This window comes from Amycolatopsis dongchuanensis (assembly GCF_039542405.1).
Lineage (GTDB): Bacteria > Actinomycetota > Actinomycetes > Mycobacteriales > Pseudonocardiaceae > Amycolatopsis_E > Amycolatopsis_E sacchari.
The window spans coordinates 75,971-100,868 of the sequence record NZ_BAABIB010000125.1 but is presented as its reverse complement, the minus strand read 5'-3'; the positions used below and the strand labels follow the sequence as shown (position 1 = coordinate 100,868).

Annotated in this window: 27 protein-coding genes; 16 read left to right on the top strand and 11 right to left on the bottom strand. The window is 71.8% G+C overall.

Annotated elements, in window-relative coordinates; genetic code table 11:
* The first annotated feature begins 105 nt into the window (after positions 1 to 105).
* A complete protein-coding gene (locus ABFX51_RS31895; RefSeq protein ID WP_091513565.1) occupies positions 106 to 975 on the top strand; it encodes a Fic family protein in 870 nt (289 codons plus the stop codon).
* Here the strand turns inward: ABFX51_RS31895 and ABFX51_RS31890 are convergent.
* Positions 972 to 1,748, bottom strand: coding sequence for an IclR family transcriptional regulator (locus tag ABFX51_RS31890; protein WP_346055915.1), 777 nt, complete (start codon positions 1,746 to 1,748; stop codon positions 972 to 974). The two genes, ABFX51_RS31895 and ABFX51_RS31890, sit on opposite strands and share 4 nt — an antisense overlap.
* An 87-nt stretch (positions 1,749 to 1,835) precedes the next feature.
* Here ABFX51_RS31890 and aceB point away from each other — a divergent pair, with 87 nt between their 5' ends.
* Both aceB and ABFX51_RS31880 read left to right on the top strand, forming a co-directional pair.
* Positions 1,836 to 3,410: a malate synthase A gene (gene aceB, locus ABFX51_RS31885; RefSeq protein WP_346055914.1), complete on the top strand. Its 1,575-nt coding sequence runs from the start codon at positions 1,836 to 1,838 to the stop codon at positions 3,408 to 3,410.
* 1 nt (position 3,411) lies between these two features.
* Positions 3,412 to 4,620, top strand: a complete 1,209-nt coding sequence (locus tag ABFX51_RS31880) for a DUF6986 family protein (protein WP_346055913.1) — start codon at positions 3,412 to 3,414, stop codon at positions 4,618 to 4,620.
* On the opposite strand, the gene ABFX51_RS31875 is transcribed toward ABFX51_RS31880, so the two are convergent.
* Positions 4,617 to 5,087 (bottom strand): MarR family winged helix-turn-helix transcriptional regulator, encoded by a 471-nt coding sequence (locus ABFX51_RS31875; RefSeq protein ID WP_346055912.1) that lies wholly within the window; start codon positions 5,085 to 5,087, stop codon positions 4,617 to 4,619. The two genes, ABFX51_RS31880 and ABFX51_RS31875, sit on opposite strands and share 4 nt — an antisense overlap.
* Positions 5,088 to 5,176: 89 nt before the next feature.
* On the opposite strand from ABFX51_RS31875, the gene ABFX51_RS31870 reads away from it, so the two are divergent.
* Complete coding sequence (locus tag ABFX51_RS31870) at positions 5,177 to 6,352, top strand: FAD-dependent monooxygenase (protein WP_346055911.1); 1,176 nt, start codon at positions 5,177 to 5,179, stop codon at positions 6,350 to 6,352.
* On the opposite strand, the gene ABFX51_RS31865 is transcribed toward ABFX51_RS31870, so the two are convergent.
* The gene (locus ABFX51_RS31865; RefSeq protein ID WP_346055910.1) at positions 6,340 to 7,776 is read right to left on the bottom strand and encodes a PucR family transcriptional regulator; all 1,437 of its coding nucleotides are present in this window, start codon (positions 7,774 to 7,776) and stop codon (positions 6,340 to 6,342) included. The two genes, ABFX51_RS31870 and ABFX51_RS31865, sit on opposite strands and share 13 nt — an antisense overlap.
* Positions 7,777 to 7,876: 100 nt before the next feature.
* Between ABFX51_RS31865 and ABFX51_RS31860 the strand changes: the two genes are divergently transcribed.
* The 6 genes from ABFX51_RS31860 (at position 7,877) to ABFX51_RS31835 (ending at position 13,846) form a co-directional block, all read left to right on the top strand.
* Positions 7,877 to 8,467: an SRPBCC family protein gene (locus ABFX51_RS31860; RefSeq protein WP_346055909.1), complete on the top strand. Its 591-nt coding sequence runs from the start codon at positions 7,877 to 7,879 to the stop codon at positions 8,465 to 8,467.
* A 101-nt stretch (positions 8,468 to 8,568) separates the two neighbouring features.
* Entirely contained in the window at positions 8,569 to 9,426 is an 858-nt protein-coding gene (locus ABFX51_RS31855; protein ID WP_346055908.1) for an FAD binding domain-containing protein, read from the top strand.
* On the top strand, positions 9,417 to 9,875 hold the full coding sequence (locus ABFX51_RS31850; RefSeq protein ID WP_346055907.1) for a (2Fe-2S)-binding protein: 459 nt from the start codon (positions 9,417 to 9,419) through the stop codon (positions 9,873 to 9,875). The genes ABFX51_RS31855 and ABFX51_RS31850 overlap by 10 nt, the downstream gene beginning before the upstream one ends.
* Complete coding sequence (locus tag ABFX51_RS31845; protein ID WP_346055905.1) at positions 9,872 to 11,203, top strand: 8-oxoguanine deaminase; 1,332 nt, start codon at positions 9,872 to 9,874, stop codon at positions 11,201 to 11,203. Before ABFX51_RS31850 ends, ABFX51_RS31845 begins: the two co-directional genes overlap by 4 nt.
* Entirely contained in the window at positions 11,200 to 13,452 is a 2,253-nt protein-coding gene (gene pucD / locus ABFX51_RS31840) for a xanthine dehydrogenase subunit D (RefSeq protein WP_346055904.1), read from the top strand. Before ABFX51_RS31845 ends, pucD begins: the two co-directional genes overlap by 4 nt.
* 13 nt (positions 13,453 to 13,465) lie before the next feature.
* Positions 13,466 to 13,846, top strand: a complete 381-nt coding sequence (locus ABFX51_RS31835) for a hypothetical protein (RefSeq protein ID WP_091513541.1) — start codon at positions 13,466 to 13,468, stop codon at positions 13,844 to 13,846.
* Here ABFX51_RS31835 and ABFX51_RS31830 read toward each other — a convergent pair.
* From ABFX51_RS31830 to ABFX51_RS31810, 5 genes are read right to left on the bottom strand one after another with little or no spacing between them, the layout of a single operon-like run.
* Positions 13,797 to 15,125, bottom strand: coding sequence for a nucleobase:cation symporter-2 family protein (locus tag ABFX51_RS31830; RefSeq protein ID WP_091513540.1), 1,329 nt, complete (start codon positions 15,123 to 15,125; stop codon positions 13,797 to 13,799). The genes ABFX51_RS31835 and ABFX51_RS31830 overlap by 50 nt on opposite strands.
* Positions 15,126 to 15,133: 8 nt before the next feature.
* Positions 15,134 to 16,018, bottom strand: a complete 885-nt coding sequence (gene pucL / locus ABFX51_RS31825; protein ID WP_091513537.1) for a factor-independent urate hydroxylase — start codon at positions 16,016 to 16,018, stop codon at positions 15,134 to 15,136.
* A gap of 3 nt (positions 16,019 to 16,021) precedes the next feature.
* A complete protein-coding gene (gene uraH, locus ABFX51_RS31820) occupies positions 16,022 to 16,336 on the bottom strand; it encodes a hydroxyisourate hydrolase (RefSeq protein ID WP_091513535.1) in 315 nt (104 codons plus the stop codon).
* Positions 16,333 to 16,800: a 2-oxo-4-hydroxy-4-carboxy-5-ureidoimidazoline decarboxylase gene (gene uraD / locus ABFX51_RS31815; protein WP_091513533.1), complete on the bottom strand. Its 468-nt coding sequence runs from the start codon at positions 16,798 to 16,800 to the stop codon at positions 16,333 to 16,335. Before uraD ends, uraH begins: the two co-directional genes overlap by 4 nt.
* A gap of 31 nt (positions 16,801 to 16,831) precedes the next feature.
* On the bottom strand, positions 16,832 to 17,296 hold the full coding sequence (locus tag ABFX51_RS31810) for a helix-turn-helix domain-containing protein (RefSeq protein ID WP_091513531.1): 465 nt from the start codon (positions 17,294 to 17,296) through the stop codon (positions 16,832 to 16,834).
* Between the two features lie 90 nt (positions 17,297 to 17,386).
* Here ABFX51_RS31810 and ABFX51_RS31805 point away from each other — a divergent pair, with 90 nt between their 5' ends.
* From ABFX51_RS31805 to ABFX51_RS31780, 6 genes are all read left to right on the top strand, one after another.
* Complete coding sequence (locus tag ABFX51_RS31805; protein ID WP_091513528.1) at positions 17,387 to 18,172, top strand: hydroxypyruvate isomerase family protein; 786 nt, start codon at positions 17,387 to 17,389, stop codon at positions 18,170 to 18,172.
* On the top strand, positions 18,169 to 19,038 hold the full coding sequence (locus tag ABFX51_RS31800; RefSeq protein WP_091513525.1) for a 2-hydroxy-3-oxopropionate reductase: 870 nt from the start codon (positions 18,169 to 18,171) through the stop codon (positions 19,036 to 19,038). Before ABFX51_RS31805 ends, ABFX51_RS31800 begins: the two co-directional genes overlap by 4 nt.
* On the top strand, positions 19,038 to 20,360 hold the full coding sequence (allB, locus tag ABFX51_RS31795) for an allantoinase AllB (protein WP_091513523.1): 1,323 nt from the start codon (positions 19,038 to 19,040) through the stop codon (positions 20,358 to 20,360). The genes ABFX51_RS31800 and allB overlap by 1 nt, the downstream gene beginning before the upstream one ends.
* A complete protein-coding gene (alc, locus tag ABFX51_RS31790) occupies positions 20,360 to 21,364 on the top strand; it encodes an allantoicase (protein WP_091513520.1) in 1,005 nt (334 codons plus the stop codon). Before allB ends, alc begins: the two co-directional genes overlap by 1 nt.
* Before the next feature lie 63 nt (positions 21,365 to 21,427).
* Positions 21,428 to 22,420: a GlxA family transcriptional regulator gene (locus ABFX51_RS31785; protein WP_091513517.1), complete on the top strand. Its 993-nt coding sequence runs from the start codon at positions 21,428 to 21,430 to the stop codon at positions 22,418 to 22,420.
* Positions 22,395 to 23,039, top strand: coding sequence for a DJ-1/PfpI family protein (locus ABFX51_RS31780; protein ID WP_091513516.1), 645 nt, complete (start codon positions 22,395 to 22,397; stop codon positions 23,037 to 23,039). Before ABFX51_RS31785 ends, ABFX51_RS31780 begins: the two co-directional genes overlap by 26 nt.
* Positions 23,040 to 23,042: 3 nt before the next feature.
* Here ABFX51_RS31780 and ABFX51_RS31775 read toward each other — a convergent pair whose 3' ends face one another.
* From ABFX51_RS31775 to ABFX51_RS31765, 3 genes are read right to left on the bottom strand one after another with little or no spacing between them, the layout of a single operon-like run.
* Entirely contained in the window at positions 23,043 to 23,549 is a 507-nt protein-coding gene (locus ABFX51_RS31775; protein ID WP_091513513.1) for a GNAT family N-acetyltransferase, read from the bottom strand.
* Positions 23,546 to 24,325, bottom strand: a complete 780-nt coding sequence (locus tag ABFX51_RS31770; protein WP_091513511.1) for an MBL fold metallo-hydrolase — start codon at positions 24,323 to 24,325, stop codon at positions 23,546 to 23,548. Before ABFX51_RS31770 ends, ABFX51_RS31775 begins: the two co-directional genes overlap by 4 nt.
* 37 nt (positions 24,326 to 24,362) lie before the next feature.
* A complete protein-coding gene (locus tag ABFX51_RS31765; RefSeq protein ID WP_091513508.1) occupies positions 24,363 to 24,890 on the bottom strand; it encodes a CoA-binding protein in 528 nt (175 codons plus the stop codon).
* Positions 24,891 to 24,898: the final 8 nt, after the last annotated feature.

Sequence of the window (24,898 nt, the reverse complement as noted above, 5' to 3'; positions counted from 1 at the left end):
CGTCACCCGATCCCTCACCGCCTACGACCACTGACCGAGTTACGCATTACTCGTCTAGACGCTGACGAGGAGACACGACTCGCGCTGCGCGGCTATCGCGAGGCTATGACGTACGTGCTGCAGGTGGCCGAGGACGACGACTTCACCTACAGCGACCAGCTCTTCAAAAGCCTGCACTACATGATGACCAGCTACGCACTCAAGAACCGGCCGGGCCGGTGGCGAGCCGGTCCGATCTACGTGCGCAACGACGCGACCGGCGAGATCGTGCACGAAGGCGCCGAGATCGAGCAGGTGCCCGCCCTCATGAGGGAACTCGCGACCGAGTTGAACGAGAAGGCGGACTGCCCGGACATCGTCCGGGCGGCGATGGCCCACCTGAACCTGGTCATGGTGCACCCGTTTCGCGACGGCAATGGGCGGATGGCGCGCTGCCTCCAGAGCCTCGTGCTCGCCCGCAGTGGAGTCCTCAACCCGGTGTTCATGAGCATCGAGGAGTACCTCGGACGTAACACGCAGGCGTACTACGACGTGCTGGCGATGGTGGGCGGCGGGACGTGGCAGCCCGGTCGTGACGCGCGGCCGTGGATCCGGTTCACGATGACAGCCCACGTCCGCCAGGCCAGAACGATGCTCCGCCGGATCCGGGAGAGCAGCCGGATGTGGTCCGAGCTGGAACTGCTGGTGGAGAAGCACAGGCTGCCGGAGCGGAGCATCATGGCGCTCTTCGACGCGATGGTCGGCCTCCGGGTGCGCAACGCCACCTACCGCGCCTACTTCCAGGACACCCCCGAGGAGATCACCGATGCCACGGCGAGCCGCGACCTCAGGGCGCTGGTGACGGCCGGTCTGCTCGAAGCCGCCGGGGAGAAGCGGGGCCGTCACTACGTCGCGCGGCCCGAGCTCCGGGCCATCCACGAAAAGGTTGTGAGGAACCGCGTTCCCGAAGACGACACCGACCCCTTCGCCGCCTAGGCGCTCAGGTCCTCGTTCGCCAGGTGGGCCGACAGCGTCTCCGCCACGCGCTGCACCGCCGGGGCGATGCGCGACACGGCCTCCTTCGTCAGCCGCCCCTCCGGCCCTGACACCGAAACCGCCGCGGGGGCGGGCGTGCCGGTCAGCGGCGCGGCGACGCAGCGCACGCCCAGCTCCTGCTCGCTCTCGTCCACGGCGTAGCCCTGCCGCGCGATCGCCGCGAGGTGACGGAGCATCTCCTCCGGGTCGGTGATCGTGTGCTCGGTGTACGACGGCATCCCGGTCCGCCGCAGCAGCGCGCGCACCTCCTCCGGCGGCAGCTGCGACAGGATCGCCTTGCCGACGCCCGTCCCGTGCGGCAGGACGCGCCGGCCGACCTCGGTGAACATGCGCATCGAGTGCTTCGACGGCACCTGCGCCACGTACACCACCTCGTCGCGCTCCAGCACGGCCAGGTTCGCCGTCTCGCCGACCTCGTCGACCAGTTCCGCCAGCAGCGGCCGCGCCCACGTGCCGAACTGCATGCTCGCGTTCTCGCCGAGGCGGATGAGCCGCGCGCCCAGCGCGTACCGGCGGTTGGTGTTCTGCCGCACGTACCCCAGTGCGACGAGGGTGCGGATCAGCCGGTGGATGGTCGGCATCGGCAGCCCGGACGTCGCCGCCAGCTCGGACAGGCTCGCCTCGCCCCCGGTGTCCGCCAGCCGCTCCAGCAGCTCGAAGGCCCGACGCAGCGACTGGACGCTGCCGTCGCGCCCGCTCTTCTCCTCGGCCACCCGCTCTCCTCACGTTGAGCTTCCGCTATGCAGAAACTATAGTCCGTCATGTAGAAACCGTATGTCTGTCTTTTGGAGTGTTGCCGCATGTCTGAGGTCCAGGTGCTCGGCGGACAGGTCGAGCGAGGCGACGAGATCCTGACGCCGGAGGCGCTGGATTTCCTGGCCGGCTTGCACGACAACTTCGCGGCCCGGCGCGACGAGCTGCTCGCCGCCCGCGCGAAGCGCCGCGAGGAGGCGAAGCGGACCGGCAGGCTCGACTTCCTCCCCGAGACCCAGCACATCCGCGAGGGTGACTGGCAGGTCGCGGCCGCGCCGCCCGCGCTGCGGGACCGGCGCGTGGAGATCACGGGCCCCACCGACCGCAAGATGACCATCAACGCGCTGAACTCGGGCGCGAAGGTGTGGCTGGCGGACTTCGAGGACGCGAACACGCCGCACTGGCGCAACGTCGTCGGCGGCCAGGTCAACCTGCGTGACGCGATCCGGGGCGACATCAGCCTCGACAGTAACGGCAAGCACTACGAGCTGCGGAAAGACGCTCCGCTCGCCACGATCGTCGTCCGCCCGCGCGGCTGGCACCTCGACGAGCGCAACCTGACCTTCGGCGGCCGCAAGGGCGTCGGCGCGCTCGTCGACTTCGGGCTGTACTTCTTCCACAACGTCCGTGCGCTGCTGGCCGGCGACAAGGGCCCGTACTTCTACCTGCCGAAGATGGAGAGCCACCTCGAGGCGCGGCTGTGGAACGACGTGTTCACCCACGCCGAGAAGGAGCTGGGCATCGAGCACGGCACGATCCGCGCGACGGTGCTGATCGAGACCATCCCCGCGGCGTTCGAGATGGAGGAGATCCTCTACGAGCTGCGTGAGCACGCGTCGGGCCTCAACGCGGGCCGCTGGGACTACCTGTTCAGCATCATCAAGTACTTCCGCGACGCCGGTGAGAAGTTCGTGCTGCCGGACCGCAACAGCGTGACCATGACGGCGCCGTTCATGCGGGCCTACACCGAGCTGCTCGTGCGCACCTGCCACAAGCGCGGCGCGTTCGCGATCGGCGGGATGGCGGCGTTCATCCCGAGCAAGGACCCCGCGGTCAACGAGAACGCCTCCAAGAAGGTCCACGCCGACAAGGCTCGCGAGGCCAACGACGGCTTCGACGGTTCGTGGGTCGCGCACCCCGGCATGGTGGACCTGTGCCGCGAGGAGTTCGACAAGGTCCTCGGTGACAAGCCCAACCAGCTGGACCGCAAGCGCGAGGACGTGCACGTCACGGCGGACGACCTGCTCAACGTGGCGGCGACCGAGGGCGCGGCGACCGAGGCCGGGCTGCGGGGCGCCGTCGACGTCGGCGTCCGCTACATCGCGTCGTGGCTGGGCGGGAACGGCGCGGCGGGCATCCACAACCTGATGGAGGACGCGGCCACCGCCGAGATCTCCCGTTCGCAGGTGTGGCAGTGGGTGCAGAACGGCATCACGCTCGACAACGGCGAGAAGGTCACGCGTGAGCTGGTGCGCTCGGTCCTCGACGACGTGCGCAAGGAGCTGGACGGGCAGATCCCGGCCGAGCTGCTCACGCCGGCCGTCGAGCTGTTCGAGGAGGTCGCGCTCGCCGAGCAGTACGTCGACTTCCTGACCCTGTCGGCCTACGAGCGGATCTCCTGACGTGACGGGCCGGCTCACCGACGCGGTGTACGACGCCGCCGACGCCCGTCTGTCCGAAGTGGACGCGAGGGTGGCGGCGCGGTACCCCGGTGAGCCGGCCGGCCGTCAGCCGGTGCACACGGTGTACGTGCCGGCGCACCGGTACGCGCCCGGCCTGCTCGCCGAGTGGGGTGAGCGGGCGCGGGCGGTTTTCGTCGAGCGCGGCGAGGAACTGGGGCTGGACCCCGGGATCGTCACGCGCGTGGAGCGCAAACTGGCGACCGAGCCGATCGAGGACCTGCGGATCGACTTCGAGGACGGTTACGGCCACCCGGGCGACGAGGCCGAGGACGCCGCGGCGGTTTCCTGCGGCCGGGTTCTCGCCGGCGGGGAGTCACCGCCGTTCGTGGGCATCCGGTTCAAGAGCTTCGAGCGGGCCACGCGGCGCCGGGGGATCCGCACGCTGGACCTGTTCCTCGGCGCGGTGCTGGAGGGCGGTGAGCTGCCGCGGGGGTTCGTGGTGACGCTGCCGAAGGTGACGGCCGTCGAGCAGGTCGCGGTCGCGGCGGACGTGCTGGGCGAGCTGGAGAAGGCGTACGGGCTCGCGGAGCGGACGCTGCGCTTCGAGGTGCAGATCGAGACTTCGCAGTCCATTGTGGACGCTTCCGGGGCCGTCGCCGTGCCGCGGATCATCGAGGCCGCGCAGGGGCGGTGCAGCGGGCTGCACTACGGCACGTACGACTACAGCGCGGGCCTGGGCATCGCGGCGGCGTACCAGAGCATGGAGCACCCGGCGGCGGACTTCGCGAAGGCGTTCATGCAGGTCAGCGTCGCCGGGACGGGGGTGCGGCTGTCGGACGGCTCGACGAACCGGCTGCCGGTGGGGGAGCGGTTGCTGGAGGGCTGGCGGGAGCACCTGCGCCTCGTGCGGCGCTCGCTGGAGCGCGGGTTCTACCAGGGCTGGGACCTGCACCCGCACCAGCTGCCGACCCGCTTCGCCGCGACGTACACGTTCTTCCGCGAGGGCCTCCCGTCAGCTGCGACGCGCCTTCGTGACTACGCGGCCCAGGCCGACAGCGGCGTGCTGGACGAACCGGCGACGGCACAGGCGCTCGCAATGTTCCTGTGCCGGGGTTTGGACTGCGGCGCTCTTGACGAGGCGGAGATGCCGTTGCCCCGGGCGCGGCTGGACGCCTACGCCCGCCGGGAAGCGGGACCGCGCCCCGCCTAATCCTCCTCGTCCAAGCGCGCCAGGCGGTTCGCCAGGTCGTCGGCGAAGCGCTTCGTCAGCGTGGCGAACCGGTCGCGGTCGTCGGCGGGCCAGGCTGCCAGCGCCTCCTCGAACCAGCCCAGGATCGTCTCCAGGTACCGGTCCGTCACCTGCCTGCCCTCGGGCGTCAGGTCGATCAACCGGGCGCGCTGGTCCTGCGGGTCGACCACCCGCCGCACCAGCTTCCGCCGTTCGATGCCCTGCACCAGCCGCGTGACGTGGGGCCCCGCGACTTCCATCCGCGCGGCGATCTCGCCGATGCGCAGCGGCTCCTCGGCCATGCGCAGCTGGAACAACACCGACATGGCCGGCCGGTCCAGTCCCGAGTTCGTGGCGGCCATCGCGCGCTCCACCAGCTGGCCGCGGCCGATCACCCGGCTCAGCCGCATCAGGTGGGGCAGCAGCGTGAGCAGCGTGGGCTCGGCCATGACCACCTCCTTGATAGATACCTAACTTAGGTATATGTTCGGGCTCAGAAAGCTACCTAAGTTACCTAATCGACCAGGGGGACTCCACCATGACCACCGTCCTGATCTCCGGTGCCAGCATCGCCGGCCCCGCGCTCGGCTACTGGCTCCACCGCTACGGCTTCGAGGTCACCATCGTCGAGCGGGCACAGGCCCTGCGCGGTGGCGGCTACCCGATCGACCTCCGCGGCACCGCCGTCGAGGTCGCCGACCGCATGGGCATCCTGCCGCGCCTGCGGGAAGCCCGTGTCGACGTCCGCAAGCTCACCTTCCTGGACCCGGCGGGCGAGCCGATCACCAGCGTTTCCCCGCAGGAACTCGCTGGCGGGGACAAGGAACACGACATCGAGATTCCCCGCGGCGACCTGGCGAACGCGCTGTTCGACATCACCCGCGACAGCGTCGAGTACCTCTTCGGCGACTCGATCGACACCTTCGACCAGCACGACGACCGCGTGGACGTCACCTTCCGCAGCGGGACCCGCCGTCGCTTCGACCTGGTCGTCGGCGCGGACGGCCTGCACTCGCGCACGCGCGAGCTGCTGTTCGGGCCCGAGGCGCCGTTCCACCGCTACCTCGAATACTGCTTCGCCGGGTTCACGGTGCCCAACGAGCTGGGACTCTCGCAGGAGGGCGTCGCCTGGAACGCCGCCGGGCGCACGGCCGTCCTCTACGCCCCGCGCGAGCAGGGCGACGTGCACGGCTTCCTCACGTTCCTGCGGGAGGACCCGCCGTTCGACGCCTTTGCGGACCCCGCCGCGCAGCGGGACCTCGTCGCTTCGATGTTCCCCGAGCAGGTCTGGCAGCTGCCGAACCTGGTCGCCAGGATGCGGACCGCCGACGACCTGTTCTTCGACGTGGTCAGCCAGATCCACCTGCCGCGCTGGTCCTCCGGGCGGGTCGCGCTGGTCGGCGACGCCGCGTACGCCCCGTCCTTCTTCTCCGGCCAGGGGTCGAGCATCGCGCTCGTGGGTGCGTACCTGCTGGCGGGGGAGCTGGCCTCCCGTGACGACCACGCCAAGGCGTTCACCGCCTACGAGGAGGCCGCGCGGGACTTCGTGAACCGGAACCAGGCGCTCGCCCTCGGCGGCAGCGGGGCGCTGTCCCCGCGGACGGAGGAGGCATTGGCCGCCCGCAACGAGGCGTTGCGCGCGGGCGCCCTCGGCACGCCCGAAGAGCGGGACGACGTCTACAACGGGCTCGTCCTGCCGGACTACCCGGCCTGAAGCGCCAGGTAGACGTCCACCTGCGTGCGGAAGTCGTTGAGGTCGAGGCCGAGCAGCTCGGACGCGCGGGCGATGCGGTAGCGCAGGGTGTTGACGTGGACGTGCAGGGCCTTGGCGGCGGCGGTGGGGGAGCTGGAGCATTCGAGGAACACCCTGACGGTGTGCACGAGATCGGTGCCCTGCGCCGCGTCGTAGGCGAGCAGGCCGCCGAGCACCCGCTCCCGCACCGACCGCCGCAGCTCGTCGGGTGCACCGGCGACGAGCAGCCGGTGCACCGCGACGTCCTCGCCCGCGACGACGGCCAGCCGCTGCGAGCGGCGGGCCGCCACCTCCGCGGCGTGCAGCGCTTCCTGTGCCGCGCCACGCAGGCCGTCCACCGTCGCGGGCCCGCTGATCCCGGCGTAGACACGGGAAACCTCGACGAAAAGGTCCACAGTGGACAACCGGGTGCGTGCCGTGTCCGGCCACTGCTCGTCCGCCTCGATGACGGCACACGCGTCGTCGCCGAGTGAGCCCAGCGAGGCGGGGACGTCCGCGACCAGCTCGGCCAGCAGTTCCGCGGCGAGCGCCGGTTCGTCGTCCGGGGTGCGGAGCACCACGACCCGCACCGGTTCGGCCCGGCCGGTGGCGGCGAAGGCGGCCGCGAGGTCGCCCGCGCCGCTCCCGAGCGCGCCGAACAGCGGTTCCGCGGCCCGGTCGGCGGTGCGGCGCACCTGCTCGGCGCGTGCCCGCGCAAGGCTGAGCAGCCCGGCCAGTTCGTCGGCGAGCTCACCGGTTTCGGGCGAGCCGACGGCGAGGACCCACGGCACGGCGAACCGCCCACCCACCGGCAGGAGCGTGTACCGGTCGGCGACCACGCGCTCGCGGCCGGGGGTGTACCACTCGACGGGCGGCGCCTCCGGGGCGGTGCCGCCCACGACCCGCCCCGTGGCGGACAGCACCCAGCACGGCGCCCCCAGTTCCTGCGCGCCCTGCCTCAGCAGGACCGGCAGGGGTGCGTCGGCCGAGGACAGCAAGCGTTTGCGCGCCCCGCTCGGCTCGCGGCCGCGGTCGGCGGCGAGCGCCAGCACGACGCGTTCGGTGATCACCGCGAACGACAGGTCGGCGGGCACCTCCAGCAGCGGGATCCGGTGCCGGGCACACGCGCGCACGACGTCGTCGGGGATGCCCTCGGTGTCCGCGCCCGACGCCGCCAGCGCCGCGACGCCGGCCCGCGCCAGCGCCGCCACGAACGGTTCGGCGTCCCCCGGCCGCCGCCACCAGAGCAGGCCCGTGAGCACGACCTCGCCCGCGGACACGTACCGGCTCGGGTCGGGCAGCTCGGTCACGTAGATCCGGCTGACCGCGCGGTCGAGCAGCGCCGATCCCGTGCGCAGCCGCAGGCGCAGTTCGGGGATCTCCAGCAGCGTCTTCACCAGGGTCATGACGAGCCGATCCTAGTGACGGGCCGTCCGCTGGAGATGCGCGAGCGCGCGGGGCCGGGGACAGTGAACCGGGGGCGCGGAGTTCGGAGAGGAGCAGGGGATGGACATCGCCGCGCAGATCGGCGCCGTCAAGCGGCAGGTGGGCGACCGGTCGGTGGTGCTGCGGCGCGGCTACGTCGCCGAACCGGAGGACGTGTGGGGTGCCTGCACCGAGCGGGAGCGGCTGAACAGCTGGTTCCTGCCGGTCAGCGGCGACCTGACGGTGGGCGGCCGCTACCAGCTGGAGGACAACGCGCACGGCGAGATCCTGCGGTGCCAGGCGCCGCGGCTGCTGCAGGTGACCTGGGAGTTCGGGCAGGCGCCGCCGTCGACGGTCGAGGTGCGGCTGAAACCGGTCAAGGGCGGCACGATGTTCGAGCTGGAGCATTCGGGGCTCGACGACGAGCAGCAGTGGGACCAGTTCGGCCCGGGTGCGGTGGGCATCGGCTGGGACCTGGTCGTGCTCGGGCTCGGCGTCCACCTCGCCGGTTTCAAGCAGCCGGCGGGCTGGGAGAGCTCGGACGAGTACTACAAGTACCTCGCCGCGAGCAACGACGCGTGGCGCGGGGCGTACGAGGCGGCGGGAGCGGCGCCGAATGTGGCCGCGGCCGCCGCGGAACGCACTTTGGCCGCGTACACACCTTCGCGTTAACACGGACTGGGGGAAAGTACGAACGACCGGCCCTGACCAGGGCGTGGGTTCGTACTTCCGCGCCGTTGCCGTGGCGTGGGTCACGGCGTTGTACTGACCGGGTGGACTTCCTGCGACCCCAGACGCTGGCCGAGGCGCTGGCCCTCAAGGCCGAGCGGCCCGACGCGGTACCGATCGCCGGCGGCACCGACGTCATGGTCGAGCTGAACTTCGACCACCGCCGTCCCGCCGCGCTGCTCGACCTCACCCGCGTCCGCGAGCTCACGGAATGGTCCACTTCGGACTCCGGTGTCCGGCTGGGCGCCGGGGTGCCCTACACCCGCGTCATCACCGAGCTGGGCGAGCGGCTGCCGGGGCTGGCGATGGCTTCGCGGACGGTCGGCTCGCCGCAGATCCGCAACCGCGGCACGGTCGGCGGCAACCTCGGGGCGGCCTCACCGGCCGGGGACACGCATCCGGTGCTGCTCGTGACGGGCGCGGAGATCGAGGCGGCCTCCGTGCGCGGCACCCGGCGGATCCCGGCCGAGGAGTTCTACGTCGGCGTGAAGCGCAACGCGCTCGCCGAGGACGAGCTGATCACCGCGGTGCACCTGCCGCCGCGCTCCGGCTCCCAGCAGTTCGCGAAGGTCGGCACGCGCAACGCGATGGTCATCGCGGTCTGCTCGTTCGCGCTCGCGCTCGACCGCGGACAGGTGCGGGCGGCCATCGGCTCCGCCGCGCCCACCCCGCGCCGGGTGCCCGAGGCGGAGGAGTTCCTGGCCGCCGAGCTGGAGTGGGGCGCGCCGCTGCCGGACTCGCTCAAGCGCCGGTTCGGAGAGCTGGTCGCCGCGGCGGCGCAGCCGATCGACGACGTGCGCGGCACCGCCGCCTACCGCAGGCACGCCCTGTCCGTGCTGGCCCGGCGGACGCTGGGCTGGGCTTGGCGCGAAAACTCCGAGGAGGGCCAGGCATGCGCCTGAACGTGACGGTGAACGGCGAGGCCCGGCAGGCCGACGACGTGTGGGAGGGCGAAAGCCTGCTGTACGTGCTGCGTGAGCGGCTCGGCCTCCCGGGCTCGAAGAACGCCTGTGAGCAGGGCGAATGCGGGTCGTGCACGGTGTACCTCGACGACGTTCCGGTGTGCTCCTGCCTCGTCGCGGCGGGGCAGGCGGAGGGCCGCGAGGTGCGCACGGTCGAGGGGCTCGCCGAGGGTGAGCGGCTCGACCCGGTGCAGCAGTCGTTCGTCGACGCGGGCGCCGTGCAGTGCGGGTTCTGCACGCCGGGGCTCGTCGTCGCGGCACACGACCTGCTGAACCGCGTGCCGGACCCGACCGACGAGGAGATCCGCGAGGCGCTGGCGGGGAACCTGTGCCGCTGCACGGGGTACGAGAAGATCCTGGACGCGGTCCGGATGGCGGCGAAGCGATGAGGACGGTCCTGCGGAACGCGGCGATCGCGACGGTCGACGCCCAAGGCACTGAGTACCGCTCCGGGCACGTCGTGGTGGAGGACGACCGGATCGTCGCGGTGGGCGAAGGCCCCGGCGAAGGTGACGTCGTGGTCGACGCGACCGGCTGCCTCATCACGCCGGGCCTGGTCAACACCCACCACCACCTGTACCAGTGGGCCACGCGCGGTCTGGCCGCGGACTCGACGCTGTTCCAGTGGCTCGTCGAGCTGTACCCGGTGTGGGGGCGGCTCGACGCGGAGATCACGCACGCCGCGGCCAGCGCCGGTCTCGCGCGGCTCGCGCTGACCGGCTGCACGACCGTCGCCGACCACCACTACGTCTTCCCGGCGGACGCCGGCGACCAGATGCACGCCCTCGTCGACGCGACGCGGCGGATCGGGGTGCGCGCGCACCTCGTGCGTGGCTCGATGGACCGCGGGGTGTCGCAGGGCGGTTTGCCACCGGACAACCTGGTCGAGGACACCGAAGCCGCGTTGCTCGGCACCGAGGTGGCGATCGACGCCCACCACGATGCGTCGCCGAACGCGCGGATCCGCGTCGCGGTCGGGCCGTGCTCGCCGTTCTCCGTCAGCGAGCAGCTGATGCTCGGCGCGGCGGAATTGGCGCGCCGCAAGGGAGTCCGGCTGCACACGCACCTCGCCGAGACGCTCGACGAGGAGGCCCAGTGCCTCGCCGAGTTCGGCTGCACCCCGGCCGAGTACGCCGACAAACTCGGCTGGCTCGGCGGCGACGTGTGGCTCGCGCACAGCGTGCACCTGGCCCCGACGGCGATCCGCCGGTTCGGCGCCACGCGCACCGGTTCGGCGCACTGCCCGACGTCCAACGGCCGGCTGGGCACCGGCATCGCGCCGGTGCGGGACCTGCTCGACGCGGGCGCCCCGGTGGGGCTCGGCGTGGACGGCGCGGCCTCCAACGAGTCCGGCGGGCTGGGGGAGGAGCTGCACCAGGCGTTGTTGCAGGCCCGGCAGCGGGGCGGCCCGACGGCGCTGACCGTCCGGGACGCGCTGGTGCTGGGCACGATGGGCGGTGCCCGCTGTCTGGGCCGTGAGCACGAACTCGGCTCGCTCGAACCCGGCAAGCTCGCCGACCTCGTGGTGTGGGACCTGACCGGGCTGCGCTACGCGGGCATCGAGGACCCGGTCGCGGCACTCGTGCTGGGCGCCACGCCGGACGTGAAGCTGCTGATGGTCGGCGGCGAAACCGTCGTGGCCGACGGGGAGCTGCGCACCGCCGACGAGGACGCGCTGGCCGGGGAGCTGACCGCGGCCGCGAGGAGGTTGCGATGACGACGACCGAGCAGGCCACCGGCACCGCGAGCGGCATCGGCAGCAGCCCGCGCCGCCCGGACGGGATCGGCAAGGTGCGGGGCGAGTTCGCCTACTCCTCGGACCTGTGGCACGAGGACATGCTGTGGGGCGCGACGCTGCGCAGCCCGCACCCGCACGCCCGCATCACAGCGGTCGACATCGCGGAAGCGCTTGCGGTGCCCGGGGTTTACGCCGTACTCACGCACGAGGACGTGCCCGGCGTGAACCGCTACGGGCTGGAGCACCCGGATCAGCCCGTGCTCGCGGAGAACGTCGTGCGGTACCAAGGGGAGCCCGTCGCACTCGTCGCCGCCGACCACCCGGAGACCGCGCGCCGCGCGATGAAGCGGATCAAGGTCGCCTACGACGTCCTCGAACCCGTCACCGACGCCGAGGAGGCGGTGGCCGAGGAGCGGAACGTCGTGCGGCACGTGCCGATCCGCCGGGGCGACCCGGAGGCGCGCGCGGAGATCGTGGTCACCGGGTCGTACGAGGTCGGCATGCAGGACCAGGCGTTCCTCGGGCCGGAGTCCGGGCTCGCCGTGCCGGCGGAGGACGGCGGGATCGACCTGTACGTCGCGACCCAGTGGCTGCACGTCGACCAGCGGCAGATCGTCGCCGCGCTCGGGCTGCCCGAGGAGAAGGTGCGGCTGACGCTCGGCGGGGTCGGCGGCGCGTTCGGCGGCCGGGAGGACTTGTCGATGCAGGTTCACGCGTGCCTGCTCGCGTTGCACACCGGCAAGCCGGTGAAGATGGTCTACAACCGCGAGGAGTCGTTCTACGGCCACGTCCACCGCCACCCCGCGACGTTGCACTACGAGCACGGCGCCGACGCGGACGGGAAACTGGTGTACGTCAAGGCGCGCATCTACCTCGACGGTGGTGCGTACGCGTCCTCGACCCCGGCGGTGGTGGCGAACGCGGCGACGCTGGGCGTCGGGCCGTACGACGTGCCCAACGTGAGCATCGACTGCTGGGGCGCGTACACGAACAACCCGCCGTGTGGCGCTATGCGTGGCTTCGGCGCCGTACAGGCGGCTTTCGCGTACGAGTCGCAAATGGACAGACTGGCGGAGGCGTGCGGGCTCGATCCGGTGGAGATCCGGGTCAGGAACGCGATGAGCGAGGGTTCGGTCATGCCGACCGGGCAGGTCGTGGACTCACCGGCGCCGGTCGAGGAGCTGCTCGAACGCCTGGTCGCCAAGCCGCTGCCGCCCGAACCCGAGGGGGAGCCGGACCTGCGGACGCTGCCGGGCGGAGTGTCGAACACGACCCACGGCGAGGGGGTCGTGCGCGGGGTCGGCTACGCGGTGGGCATCAAGAACATCTGCTTCTCCGAGGGCTTCGACGACTACTCGACGGCGCGCGTGCGGCTGGAGGTGGTGGGCGGTGAGCCCGCCGCGACCGTGCAGACCGCGGCGTGCGAGGTGGGGCAGGGGCTGGTCACGGTGCTGCAGCAGATCGTGCGCACGGAGCTGGGCGTCGAGCAGGTGACGATCCTGCCGATGGACACCTCGATCGGCAACGCGGGTTCGACGTCGGCGTCGCGGCAGACCTACGTGACGGGCGGTGCGGTGCGGGCGGCGTGCCTGGCGGTGCGCAAGGCGCTGTTCGACCGTGTTGAGCACGCGTCCGCCGATCTCGACCTGGTCGGCGGCAAGCTGGTGTCCACAAGGGATGGTGTGCTGGCGGATCTGGTGGACGTGCTGGGCGAAGCGGTCCTCGACGAGAATGTCGAGTGGCGGCACCGGCCCACGGAGACGCTCGACCCGGAGACCGGTGCGGGCAACGCCCACGTGCAGTACGGGTTCGCGGCGCACCGGGCCGTCGTGGACGTGGACGTGGAGCTGGGCCTGGTGAAGGTGGTCGCGCTGGACTGCGCGCAGGACGTCGGGAAGGCGCTCAACCCGCAGGCGGTGCTGGGCCAGATCCAGGGCGGGTCCGCGCAGGGGCTCGGGCTGGCGGTGATGGAGGAGATCCAGGTACGGGACGGCAAGGTGCGCAACCCGTCCTTCACCGACTACCTGATCCCGACGGTGCTCGACATGCCCCCGATGTCGATCGACGTGCTGGAACGGGCCGACCCGCACGCGCCGTACGGCCTGCGGGGAGTCGGCGAGCCACCCACGATCTCGTCCACCCCGGCCATCGTGGCGGCGATCCGCGCGGCGACGGGACGGGCACTGACGAGGGTTCCCGTGCGGCCGGAGCACATCACCGGCGTGTGAGGGGTTCAGGACCGTGGCGGTGGCGGTGGCGCGGCCGTCCCCGCCCGTGACGCTCGTCCTCAACGACTGGGGCGGCGCGCAGTTCCTGATCTCCGAGGGCCGCGCCGAGCGCATCGGGCGGCTGGTGCTCGTCGCGTGCGAGGCCTTCGACAACTACCCGCCGGGCCTGCCGGGCAAGTTGATCACGCTCGCCGCCCGCATCCCCGGTGGTCTCGCGGCGGCCGTGAAACTGTTGCGGTTCCCGGCGTTCCGGCGTGACATCCGGAAGTACGGGCTTTCCGTGCCACCATGGGAAACCCTGCTCGCCTGGGCTGACCGGCTGAAGACGTTCGACCGGCCCGTGCTCAGCGAGCAGCTGCGGACCTTCGTTCCCGTTTCCCGAACACCAGGTTGAGCACCACGGCGACGACGCAGCCCGCGCTGATCCCCGAGTTCAGCACCGTCTGGACGGCCGACGGGAAGTGCGCGTAGAAGTGCGGCGCGGCGATCGGGATGACGCCGACACCCAGCGCCGCCGCGACGATCGTGACGTTCGCCGGGCTGTCGAACGACGCCTGGGCGAGCGTCCGCACCCCGCTGACCGCGACGCTGCCGAACAACACGAGCCCCGCCCCGCCGAGCACCGGCTGCGGCACGAGCGCCACGATCCCGCCCGCCACCGGGAACAGCCCCAGCAGCACCAGGATCGCCCCGCTCGCCGCCACCACGTACCGGCTGACCATGCGGGTCAGCGCGACGAGCCCGATGTTCTGCGCGAACGCCGTGCACGCGAACCCGCCGAAGACCGTGCTCACCGCGGTGGCGAGCCCGTCCGCGCGCAGCCCGTCGGCGAGCGTGCGCTGCGTCGTGGGCCTGCCGACGACCTCGCCGAGTGCGAGCATGTCCGCCGTGCTCTCCGCCATGATCACGAGCATCACGATCGCCATCGACACGATGGCCGCGACGTCGAACGCCGGCGCGCCGAAGTGGAACGGGCTCGCGACGCCGAACGCGGGCGCGTCCCGCAGTGTCGACGTGTCGACCTGCCCCAGCGGCCACGCCACGAGCGTGCCGACCACCAGCCCGAGCAGCAACGCGATCCGGCTGAGGAACCCGGACAGGAAGCGGTTGAACGCCAGCACCGCGAGCAGCGTGATCCCGGCCAGCAGGAGACCACGCGGCTGCACGCTGTCCTGCTGGTCCGAGATCCAGCCGACCGCCACCGGCAGCAGCGACACCCCGATCAGCGTGATCACCGTGCCGGTCACCAGCGGCGGGAAGAACCGCGTCAGCCGGGAGAAGAACGGCGCGGCGAGCACCATCAGCGCGGCACCGACGAGCGTCGCCCCGTAGACGAGCCCGAGCGCGTTCCGCGGCCCGTGCTGCTGCACGATCGCCAGCACCGGGGCGACGTTGGCGAACGTGACGCCGTTGACCAGCGGCAGGCGCGCGCCGAAGCGCCACACGCCGAGCGTCTGCAGCAACGTCGCGAGCCCCGCGGTGAACAGGCTCGCGCTGATCAGCAGGCTCAGCTGCCCCGGCGAGAGCCCCACGGCGCCGCCGATGATCAACGGCGGCGCGACGACCCCGGCGTACATCGCGGCGACGTGCTGGACGCCACCGACGACCAGCTGTGCGGCGGGGGGTTTACGGTCGACGGGGTGGGTGTCCACAGTGGACGCCGTCGCGGTCATGCGACTCCTCAGAATGCGGGAAGCGTGTGCCAGGCGAGTCCGGCGTCTTCGGCGTCGTCGCGGATCACCGTACCTTCGATGAGTCCGTACGGGCGATCGGCCGCGTAGAAGACCTCGTTGTCGTTGGTCAGGCCGAACGGGGTGAGGTCGACCAGGAAGTGGTGCTTGTTGGGCAGGGAGAGCCGGATCTCGGCCACCTCCGGCCGCTCACGCAGCACCGCCTCGCCCATCGCGTACAGGGTCTGCTGCAGCGAGTAGCTGTGCAACGTGGCGAACGTCTCCAACATCAGGCGCCGGATCTCGCCGAAGCTGTTCGCCCAGTCGATCCCGGAGCCCTGGTAGCGCCAGCGCGCGGTGACCGCGGTCGCCAGGATGCGGTCGTCGGTCTCCGGCAGCGTCGTGTACTCGTCGCGCGGGAAGCCGTGGAACTCCGAACCGGTGGACTTGAGCACCACCAGGTCACGCAGCCCCGAGACGACCCACGCGCGGTCGCCGTCCACCGTCACCGCCGTCGTGCGCTTCTCGTCTCCCGCGCGGGAGAACGAGTGCTCGTGCGGCTTGCCGTCCACGGGGATCCGCTGCCAGGCGTGTTCGTCGATCAGGATGCGGGCGCCGGTGATGTTGCCGCGCACGAAGCGCCGCCCCAGCCGCAGCGCGAAGTCCTCGATCTCGCCGACCGGGCTTTCCTTGGCGAACGCGTACACCGTGTTCTTCTGCGTGTCCGTCGCCAGGACGCCGGCGTTGTCGCCGTGCAGGTGCGTCGCGGCGAGGTCACCCCGGAGCGAGGTCGACACCGTGAGGTCCCTGATCTCGTGCACCGGCGTGCTGCGGTCCACCGTCACCAGCCGGACCTCGGCCTTGCCGTACTGGTTGGGCCCCAGGGTGATCGCCACGGGTCAGCTCCCTCGGTAGGTGGTGTACGAGTGCGGGCTGAGCAGGATCGGGACGTGGTGGTGCGCCTGCGCGTCGGCGATCCGGAAGGTCACGGTGATCTCGGGGAAGAAGCCGTCCGGCCCGAGGTACTCGCCGGTGTCGAAGACCAGGCGGTACACGCCCGGCGCCAGCTCGTCCGGCCCGAGGTTGCGGACGCGCCCGTCGTCGTCCGTGACCCCTTCGGCCAGGACCTTTCCGCCGGATTCCAGGCGCACCGCGATACCCGCGGCGGGACGGCCTTTCGCGGCGTCGAGCACGTGCGTGGTCACGAGGCTCACCCGTGCACCTCCTTCGCCAGCCGCAGCTGGGCGATCTTGACGAGCTCCCGGCCTGCGACGGCCAGTTCGGTGTCGGGGTCGTTGGCCATGCGCTCACGCAGGTTCGCCAGCAGTTCGTCCCCGCTGCGGCCGCTGGCGCACACGAGGAACACGTGCCCGAAGCGGGCCTCGTACTCGGCGTTGGCGCTGCGGAACTTCTCGGCCGCGGCACTGTCCACTCCAGACTGCTCGGTCTTCGACGCGCCACTCGCCCGCTCGCCGATCCTCGGATGTGCGGCCATCGCGCGGTGGATCTCGTCCGGCGTCAACGTGAGGTCCGCGGCGGCCTGGAGCGCGTCAACGTCGCTGTACGGCCGCCCGGCGAGCACCGCCTCCACCCAGCGCGGCACGTCCAGGCACGCGCTGAGCACCGGCCGGAGTTCGGCGGCAGGTGCGGAGTTGAACCCGGTCAGGTCGAGGGGCACCGCTTGATAGTCCGTCAACAATTTGTTGAAGTCAATGCTCGCGGTTCAGGTAGTTGTAGACCGTGAACCTGGTGACCCCGAGAGCGGAGGCGATGGTGACGACGGCTTTCCGCAGGGCGAACGCGCCGCGTTCCTCCAGCAGGCGCACGGCCCGCTGCTTCCCCGCGCGGTCGAGGTCGGCGAGCGGGCTGCCCAGCTGCGCTTCGACCTCGCGGATGAGCCGGGCCAGCTGTGGCGCCGGTTCGACGACGGGCGGACCGTCCCCTGCGGACAGTTGCAGCGTGAAGCGCGTGGCACCGCCGTCGAGCGCCGCACGGGCGATGGCGGGCAGGGCGTCGAGCAGCGCGTCGGAGTCGCCGGACGCGGTGGTGCCGAGCGGGCCGAAATCCACCGTGAGCCCGGCCTTCACCGCCGCTTCGCGAGCGCGGACGGCGTGTTCGGGAGGCTCGCCTTCGCCGCGGAAGGGTTCAGTGGTGAACTCGGCTCTCAGCTCCACTCCTGGCACGGTAGCCCGTTGACCAGGGGAAGACCATCCCGGTATTCTCAACATACGGAATTGACTTTCCGCTATCTGGAAGAAGGCGGCATGCGGTACGACGTGAACCTCTCGCTCCTCTTCACCGAGCTTCCCCTGCTGGAACGCGCCGAGGCCGCCCGCGCGGCGGGGTTCACCGCGGTGGAGTACTGGTGGCCGTTCGACACCGCGCACCCGGGTGACCGCGAGGTGGACGCGTTCGTGCGCTCGGTGTCCGACGCGGGCGTGCGCCTGGTGAGCCTCAACTTCTTCGCGGGGGACATGGCTTCCGGGGAGCGCGGGCTGGTGTCGTGGATCGGCCGGGAGCAGGAGCTGGCCGACAGCGTCGCGATCGCGGTCGGCATCGCCGAGCGGCTGGGCTGCCGCACGTTCAACGCCTTGTACGGCAACCGCATCGACGGCCTCGACCCGACCGCGCAGGACGAGCACGCACTGTCCATACTGGACCAAGCGGCGGCGGCCGCCGCCCGCATCGGCGCCCGGCTCGTGCTCGAACCGCTGTCGGGAATCGAGAACTACCCGCTCAAGGCCGCCGCGGACGCGCTCGCGGTGTGCGACAAGCTGGGCCGGGACAACGTCGCGCTGCTGTTCGACCTGTACCACCTCGGCACCAACGGCGACGACCTCGACGCGGTGATCTCGCACCACGCCGCGCGGATCGGGCACGTCCAGGTCGCCGACGTGCCCGGCCGCCACGAGCCCGGCACCGGTGCCCTGGACATCCCCGGCTACCTGGCGAAACTCGCCGAGGCGGGCTACGACGGGTATGTCGGGCTCGAATACGTGCCGAGCGGGCGCACCGAGGACTCGTTCGGCTGGCTGGGAGGGCGGCGATGACGAAGATCGGCTTCATCGGCCTGGGCATCATGGGCGGTCCGATGGCGGCGAACCTGGTCAAGGCCGGGTTCGACGTGACGGGCTACAACCGCAGCCGCGCCAAGGTGGACAGGCTCGTCGAGGCCGGCGGGCGGGATGCGGACAGCGTCGCCGACGCGGTGCGCGACGCGGACGTGGTGGTCACGATGCTGCCCGACTCGCCGGACGTGGAGGCGGTCGTCCTCGGCGAGGACGGCGTGCTCGCCCACGCGAAACCGGGCACGCTCCTCGTCGACTGCAGCACCATCCGGCCGGATGTGTCCCGCGCGATCGCGGAGCGGATGCGGGCGCTCGACGCGCCCGTGTCCGGTGGTGAGCAAGGGGCGATCGAGGGCAGCCTGTCGATCATGGTCGGCGGCGGCGCCGAGGACTTCGCCGCCGCGCGCCCGGTGCTCGACGCGGTGGGCAGCACGGTCGTGCACGTGGGCGAGGCGGGCGCCGGGCAGACGGTCAAGGCCGCCAACCAGCTGATCGTCGCGGGCACGATCGAGCTCGTCGCCGAGTCGCTGGTCTTCCTCGAAGCCCACGGCGTGGACACCGAAGCCGCCATCAAGGTGCTCTCGGGCGGGCTGGCGGGAAACCGCGTCCTCGACCGCAAGGCCGCCGCGATGGTCCGGCGCGAGTTCACGCCGGGGTTCCGGGTCGAGCTGCACCACAAGGATCTCGGCATCGTGCAGGCCGCCGCGCGTGAGGCCGGGGTGGCGATCCCGCTGGGTGCGGCGGTGGCGCAGTTGATGGCCGCGCTGAACGCCCAGGGCCACGGCGGTCTCGACCACGGCGCCCTGCTGAAACTCGTAGCCCAGTTGTCCGGGCGGGAGGAGGTCTGATGCGGCTGGTGTTCCGGGCGCGGCGAGCGGTGACCGCCGCGGGTGAAGGGGCCTTCGACGTGGGGGTGGACGGCGAGACCGTGACCGCGGTCGAGCCGTACGGCACGTTGCGTGGTGACCGGGCGGTGGAGCTGGGCGAGGACGTCGTCCTGCTGCCCGGTCTCGTCGACACCCACGTGCACGTCAACGACCCCGGGCGCAGCGAGTGGGAGGGCTTCGAGACGGCCACCCGCGCGGCGGCGGCCGGCGGTGTCACGACCATCGTCGACATGCCGCTCAACAGCCTGCCGCCGACTGTGGACGTCGCCGCGCTGGACCTCAAGCGCAAGACGGCGGCCGGGCGCGTGCACGTGGACGTCGGCTTCTGGGGCGGCGCGATCCCCGGCAACGCCGGTGAGCTGCGGGCACTGCACGCGGAGGGCGTGTTCGGCTTCAAGTGCTTCCTGCTGCACTCCGGCGTCGACGAGTTCCCGCCGCTCGGCGACGAGGAGCTGGAAGGCGACCTGCGCCTGCTGCGTGACCTCGGCGCCCTGATGATCATCCACGCCGAGGACTCGGAGACGATCGAGCACGCGCCCCAGCCCCACGGCCGCCACTACGGCGACTTCCTCGGCTCCCGCCCGCGTGAGGCCGAGAACCGCGCGATCGCCCGTGTTATCGAGCTCGCCCGGCGGACCGGCGCCCGCGTGCACATCCTGCACCTGTCCTCTTCGGACGCACTGCCGCTGATCGCCGCCGCGCGAGAGGACGGGGTGTCGCTGACCGTCGAGACCTGTCCGCACTACCTGACGTTCACCGCCGAGGAGATCGCCGACGGGGCCACGCAGTTCAAGTGCTGCCCGCCGATCCGCGAAGCCGGCAACCGCGAACAGCTGTGGCAGGGGCTCGCCGACGGGCTGATCGACTTCGTGGTCAGCGACCACTCGCCGTGCACGCCCGAGCTGAAACGCTTCGACAGCGGGGACTTCGGCGAGGCGTGGGGCGGGATCTCCAGCCTGCAGGTCGGCCTGCCCGCGGTCTGGACGGGCGCTCGTGCGCGTGGTTTCGGCCTCGCCGACGTGGTGCGGTGGATGGCGGAGCGCCCCGCCGCGCAGGTCGGGCTGACCCACAAGGGCCGGATCGCGGCGGGTGCCGACGCGGACTTCTGCGTGTTCGCGCCGGACGAGGAGTTCGTGGTGGACGTGGCGAACCTGCGGCACCGCAACCCGGTGAGCGCCTACCACGGCCGGTCGCTGACCGGCGCGGTGCGCTCGACGTGGTTGCGGGGCAAGGAGATCACCGGAGAGCCGCGGGGCCGGTTGCTGGTGCGGGGGAGGAAGTAGTGGACCGTCCGGAGTGGACCGCCGACCCGGATCTGGCTTCGCGCCGGGTCGGGGGCAGCGTGGTGTGGGCGAACGACGAGCTGTTCGCCGAGCGGGAGAACCTGATCAAGCCCGAACAGCCGGAGTTCCGGCCGTGGAGCTTCGGGCACAAGGGGCAGATCTACGACGGCTGGGAAACCCGGCGGCGCCGCGAACCCGGTATCGACCAGGCGATCGTCCGCCTCGGACTGCCGGGTGTGGTGACCGGTGTCGTCGTGGACACCGCGTTCTTCACCGGCAACTACCCGCCGTTCGCGTCCGTCGAGGCGGTCGCGGTGGACGGTTACCCCAGCCCCGGGGAACTGTCCGCTTTGGACTGGACGACGCTCGTGCCGAAGTCCGCCCTGAAGGGGGACAGCGAGAACCCGTTCCAGGTTTCCTCGTCGCGTCGGTGGACGCACGTGCGGCTGAGCATCCACCCGGACGGCGGGGTGGCGCGGTTCCGGGTGCACGGCAGGCCGGTCGCGGACCCGCGGCTGCTCGACCTCGGCTCGTTCGACCTCGCCGCGCTGGAGCACGGCGCACGCGTGACGGGTGCGAGCAACATGTTCTACTCCTCGCCGAACAACCTGATCTCGCCCGGCTTCGCGAGCGTGATGGGGGAGGGCTGGGAGACCGCCCGCCGCCGCGACGACGGCAACGACTGGGTCGAGATCGCGCTCGCCGGCGAGGGCGTGCCGCGGCTGGCGGAGCTGGACACCAGCCATTTCAAGGGCAACGCGCCCGGCTGGGCGTCGCTGTCGGGTTCGCTGGACGGTGAGACGTGGTTCGAGGTGCTGCCCCGCACCCGGCTGCAGCCGGACACCCGGCACCGCTTCCCGCTGGAGCAGCCCCGCGAGCTTTCGCACCTGCGCCTGGACATCTACCCCGACGGCGGCATGGCGCGCCTGCGGTTGTACGGCGGGCTGACCGAGCGCGGCCGGTCGGAGTTCACCGAGCGGTTCCGGGCGGCGCAGTCCGGCTGATGGCCGAAAAGGTGGGTTCCTCGACGTTGTGGTCATCGGGCGGCTCCCGCCAGCATGGGTGGCATGGGAACCCGCACGGTGCTGATCGTCCTGTTCGAGGGCGTGCAGAGCCTCGACCTGACCGGGCCGCTGGAGGTGTTCAGCACCGCCAACCGGTTGCGAGGGGAGCGGGGGTACGCCGTCACGACGGCGGCCCCCGGTGGCCGTCCCGTGCACACGTCGAGCGGCCTGCTGGTCACGCCCGACGAGGACCTCGGCCGGGCCAGGGTGACGGACCTGCTGCTCGTGCCCGGCGGCGAGGGCACGCGCGATCCGGATCCTGACGTCGTCGGCTGGCTGCGGCGGCACGCGGGGGAGGCGCGGCAGGTGGTGTCCGTGTGCACGGGTGCGTTCCTGCTCGCCGAAGCCGGGCTGCTGAACGGGCACCGGGCGACGACGCACTGGGCCTACTGCGGCACGCTCGCCGGCCGCTACCCGGACGTGGAGGTGGACGCGGAGCCGATCTTCGTGCGGGACGGGCGGGTCGCGACGTCGGCCGGGGTGACCGCGGGCATCGACCTCGCGCTCGCGCTGGTCGAGGAGGACTTCGGCCGGGAGCTGGCGCTGCGCGTGGCACGGCAGCTCGTGGTGTTCCTGCGCCGTCCGGGCGGGCAGGCGCAGTTCAGCGTCCAGCTCGCGACGCAGACCGCGAGCAGCGAGCCGCTGCAGGGGATCCAGCAGTGGATCACCGAACACCCTGGCGACGACCTGACGGTGGACGCGCTGGCGCGGCGGGTGAACCTGTCGCCGCGGCACTTCGCGCGCGCGTTCACCGCGGAGGTCGGGATGTCGCCGGGCCGGTACGTCGACCGCGTGCGGCTGGAGGCCGCGCGACGGCAGCTCGAAGACACGACGGACGGGGTCATGCACATCGCGCACCGGTGTGGTTTCGGCACACCGGAAGCGATGCGGCGCGCGTTCCTGCGCACGCTCGGCGTCGGCCCCGCCGAATACCGCCGCCGGTTCCAGTCCGGCCTACGGAGGGAAAGAGATGCAGATCGCCATCCTGCTGTATGACCGCCTCACGGCGCTCGACGCCGTCGGACCGTACGAGGTGTTCAGCCGGATCCCGGAGGCGCAGGTCGTCTTCACGGGTGAGCGCACCGGTCCCGTGCGCACTGACATCGGCAGCCTCGGGCTGGTGGTGGACGCGCCGCTGGAGGAGGTGACGCGGCCGGACATCGTGGTGGTGCCGGGCGGACCGGGCCAGACGGCGCTCATGGCCGACGGCCCGGTGCACGAGTGGCTGCGGGCGGTGGACGCGACGAGCACGTGGACGACCTCGGTGTGCACGGGCTCCCTGATCCTCGGCGCGGCGGGGTTGCTGAAGGGGAAGCGCGCCACGTCGCACTGGCTGGCGCTGGAGCAGCTGCCCGCGCTGGGCGCGACGCCGGTGAGCGAGCGCGTGGTCTTCGACGGCAAGTACGTGACCGCGGCGGGCGTGTCGTCGGGCATCGACATGGCGCTGACGCTGGCGAACCGCTTGGGCGGGGATTTCCTGTCGCAGGCCGTGCAACTGGGCATCGAGTACGACCCCCAGCCACCCCACGACGCGGGCAGCCCGGCGAAGGCCCCGGCGGAGGTGGTGGAGTTCCTCCGCTCGCGGAGCCGCTTCGTGCTGGAGGGGGCGGAGTAGGGGTTAGCGGGCGTCGAACTCGTACACCACCCAGGGGCCGCCGGGCTCGTCATGCGCGGGCACCTCGACGAAGCCGCACTGCGCGACGAGGCGGCGCGAGGGGACGTTGTCCGGGCGGATCACCGCCCGTACGGTCACCACCTCCGGCGCCCTGACCGACCGCGCGAGCAGCTGCTTCAGCGCGGCACGTGCGTAGCCCTGGCGGCGGTACTCGGGCTCGACCCCGTAGGTCACCTCGACGCGGCCCGCGGGGTCGGGCAGGTCGTGAAAGCCTGCCCGGCCCACGACCAGCTGCCGGTGCTCGTCCCAGATCACGTGTGCCAGCCACGCGGCGGCGCGTGGGTCGGCGTCCAGGCGGGCCCGTGCCCGCCCCCAGCCCGGCACCCACTCCGGCCGCCCGAAGAACGGCGGCAGCGGCACCGGAACCGAGCGGGCTGCCCCAGCGAAATCCCCCTCGGCGAGGGCGCGGATCGCGACTTCGCCGAGGGGCAGCAGCCTTACGCCGCTCACTCGCCGCGGCGGGAGACCAGCGTGATCGACTCGCCGGGTTCGAGCACGCGCAACCGCTCGCTCAACCCCGCGTTCGCGAACGCCTTGCGCACAGCGTCGGGGCCTTCCGTGAAGTGGCCCCAGCCGCGGGTGTGCAGCGGGATCACGATCTTCGCGTTCAGGATGCGCGTCGCCTCGGCGGCGAGTTCGCTCGTGAGCGTCAGTGGCGCGCCGTCGAACAACGAGGTGCGTGCCGCGCCCGCGAACAGCAGCGCCACGTCCACCGGACCGACCCGGCGCGCGATCGCCCGCACCTGGTCCAGCGAAGCGTTGTCACCCGACACGTACACCGACGGCACGTCCCGCCCGCGCAGCACGAACCCGATCACCTCGCCCGTCACGCCCTCGGCCCCGGCCGGGCCGTGTTGCGCGGGCACGGCGATCACCTGCAGCGAACCCAGGTTGATCGCGGCCCACGGCGGCAGGCCCTGCGCGGTCCCGCCGAGCCGGCGCGCGCCGCTCACCGTGGTGAGCGTCAGCAGGATCCGCCCGACGAGGTCACGCCCCGCCGGGTCGAGGTTGTCCGCGTGCTGGTCGTGCGACAGCAGCACGGCGTCGACCGGCTCCAGCGACTCGAGCGGCACCGCGGGCCCCTCGGTCTTCGTCAGCGTGCGTCCCGGCCCGGTCTCGTACTCCCCGGCGGGGCTGAACGTGGGGTCGGTGAGCAGCCGCCGGTCGGCGATCTCCAGCAACGCGGTCGGCCCACCGACGAACGTCACCCGCAGCTCTCCGGTCATGACAGGAACAACCGTTTCGGCATGGCGATCCTTCCCCTCACGGCGCCGACTGGCGCCGCGAGCTGACGACCCCGGTGTTGAAGCCCGCGAGGTGCAGGCCACCGGCGAACCGCGCGTGCTCGATCTTCACGCACCGGTTCATCACCACGTCCAGTCCGGCCTCGGTGGCGCGTCCGGCCACCGGCTCGTGCCACAGGCCCAGCTGCAGCCACAACGTGCGCGCCCCGGCCTTGATCACCTCTTCCGCGACGTCCGGCAGGTCGGAGTGCTTGCGGAACACGCTCACCAGGTCCACGTCCGGCACGTCCGCCAGCGACGCGTACACCGGCTGCCCGAGCAGCGTCTTCAGCCGCGGGTTGACGAAGTTCACCCGGTACCGGCTGGACGACAGCAGGTACGTCGCGACGAAGAAGCTCGGCCGCGCCGGGTTGTCCGACGCGCCGATGATCGTCACCGACTTCGTCCGGCGCAGGATCGCCTGCCGTTCCCGCGCGGTCGGCGCCGTCCACGACACCGCACCCTCCGACCGCACCGCCCCGGCCGGAACACTCGTCTCCAGACTCATGCGGCCTC

Coding starts and splice junctions, on each gene's coding strand:
- ABFX51_RS31895 (WP_091513565.1), top strand. CDS start 106: ATGACGTACGTGCTGCAGGTGGCCGAGGACGACGACTTCACCTACAGC.
- aceB (WP_346055914.1), top strand. CDS start 1,836: ATGTCTGAGGTCCAGGTGCTCGGCGGACAGGTCGAGCGAGGCGACGAG.
- ABFX51_RS31875 (WP_346055912.1), bottom strand. CDS start 5,087: ATGGCCGAGCCCACGCTGCTCACGCTGCTGCCCCACCTGATGCGGCTG.
- ABFX51_RS31870 (WP_346055911.1), top strand. CDS start 5,177: ATGACCACCGTCCTGATCTCCGGTGCCAGCATCGCCGGCCCCGCGCTC.
- ABFX51_RS31865 (WP_346055910.1), bottom strand. CDS start 7,776: ATGACCCTGGTGAAGACGCTGCTGGAGATCCCCGAACTGCGCCTGCGG.
- ABFX51_RS31860 (WP_346055909.1), top strand. CDS start 7,877: ATGGACATCGCCGCGCAGATCGGCGCCGTCAAGCGGCAGGTGGGCGAC.
- ABFX51_RS31850 (WP_346055907.1), top strand. CDS start 9,417: ATGCGCCTGAACGTGACGGTGAACGGCGAGGCCCGGCAGGCCGACGAC.
- ABFX51_RS31845 (WP_346055905.1), top strand. CDS start 9,872: ATGAGGACGGTCCTGCGGAACGCGGCGATCGCGACGGTCGACGCCCAA.
- pucD (WP_346055904.1), top strand. CDS start 11,200: ATGACGACGACCGAGCAGGCCACCGGCACCGCGAGCGGCATCGGCAGC.
- ABFX51_RS31830 (WP_091513540.1), bottom strand. CDS start 15,125: ATGACCGCGACGGCGTCCACTGTGGACACCCACCCCGTCGACCGTAAA.
- ABFX51_RS31805 (WP_091513528.1), top strand. CDS start 17,387: ATGCGGTACGACGTGAACCTCTCGCTCCTCTTCACCGAGCTTCCCCTG.
- ABFX51_RS31800 (WP_091513525.1), top strand. CDS start 18,169: ATGACGAAGATCGGCTTCATCGGCCTGGGCATCATGGGCGGTCCGATG.
- allB (WP_091513523.1), top strand. CDS start 19,038: ATGCGGCTGGTGTTCCGGGCGCGGCGAGCGGTGACCGCCGCGGGTGAA.
- ABFX51_RS31785 (WP_091513517.1), top strand. CDS start 21,428: ATGGGAACCCGCACGGTGCTGATCGTCCTGTTCGAGGGCGTGCAGAGC.
- ABFX51_RS31780 (WP_091513516.1), top strand. CDS start 22,395: ATGCAGATCGCCATCCTGCTGTATGACCGCCTCACGGCGCTCGACGCC.
- ABFX51_RS31770 (WP_091513511.1), bottom strand. CDS start 24,325: ATGACCGGAGAGCTGCGGGTGACGTTCGTCGGTGGGCCGACCGCGTTG.
- ABFX51_RS31765 (WP_091513508.1), bottom strand. CDS start 24,890: ATGAGTCTGGAGACGAGTGTTCCGGCCGGGGCGGTGCGGTCGGAGGGT.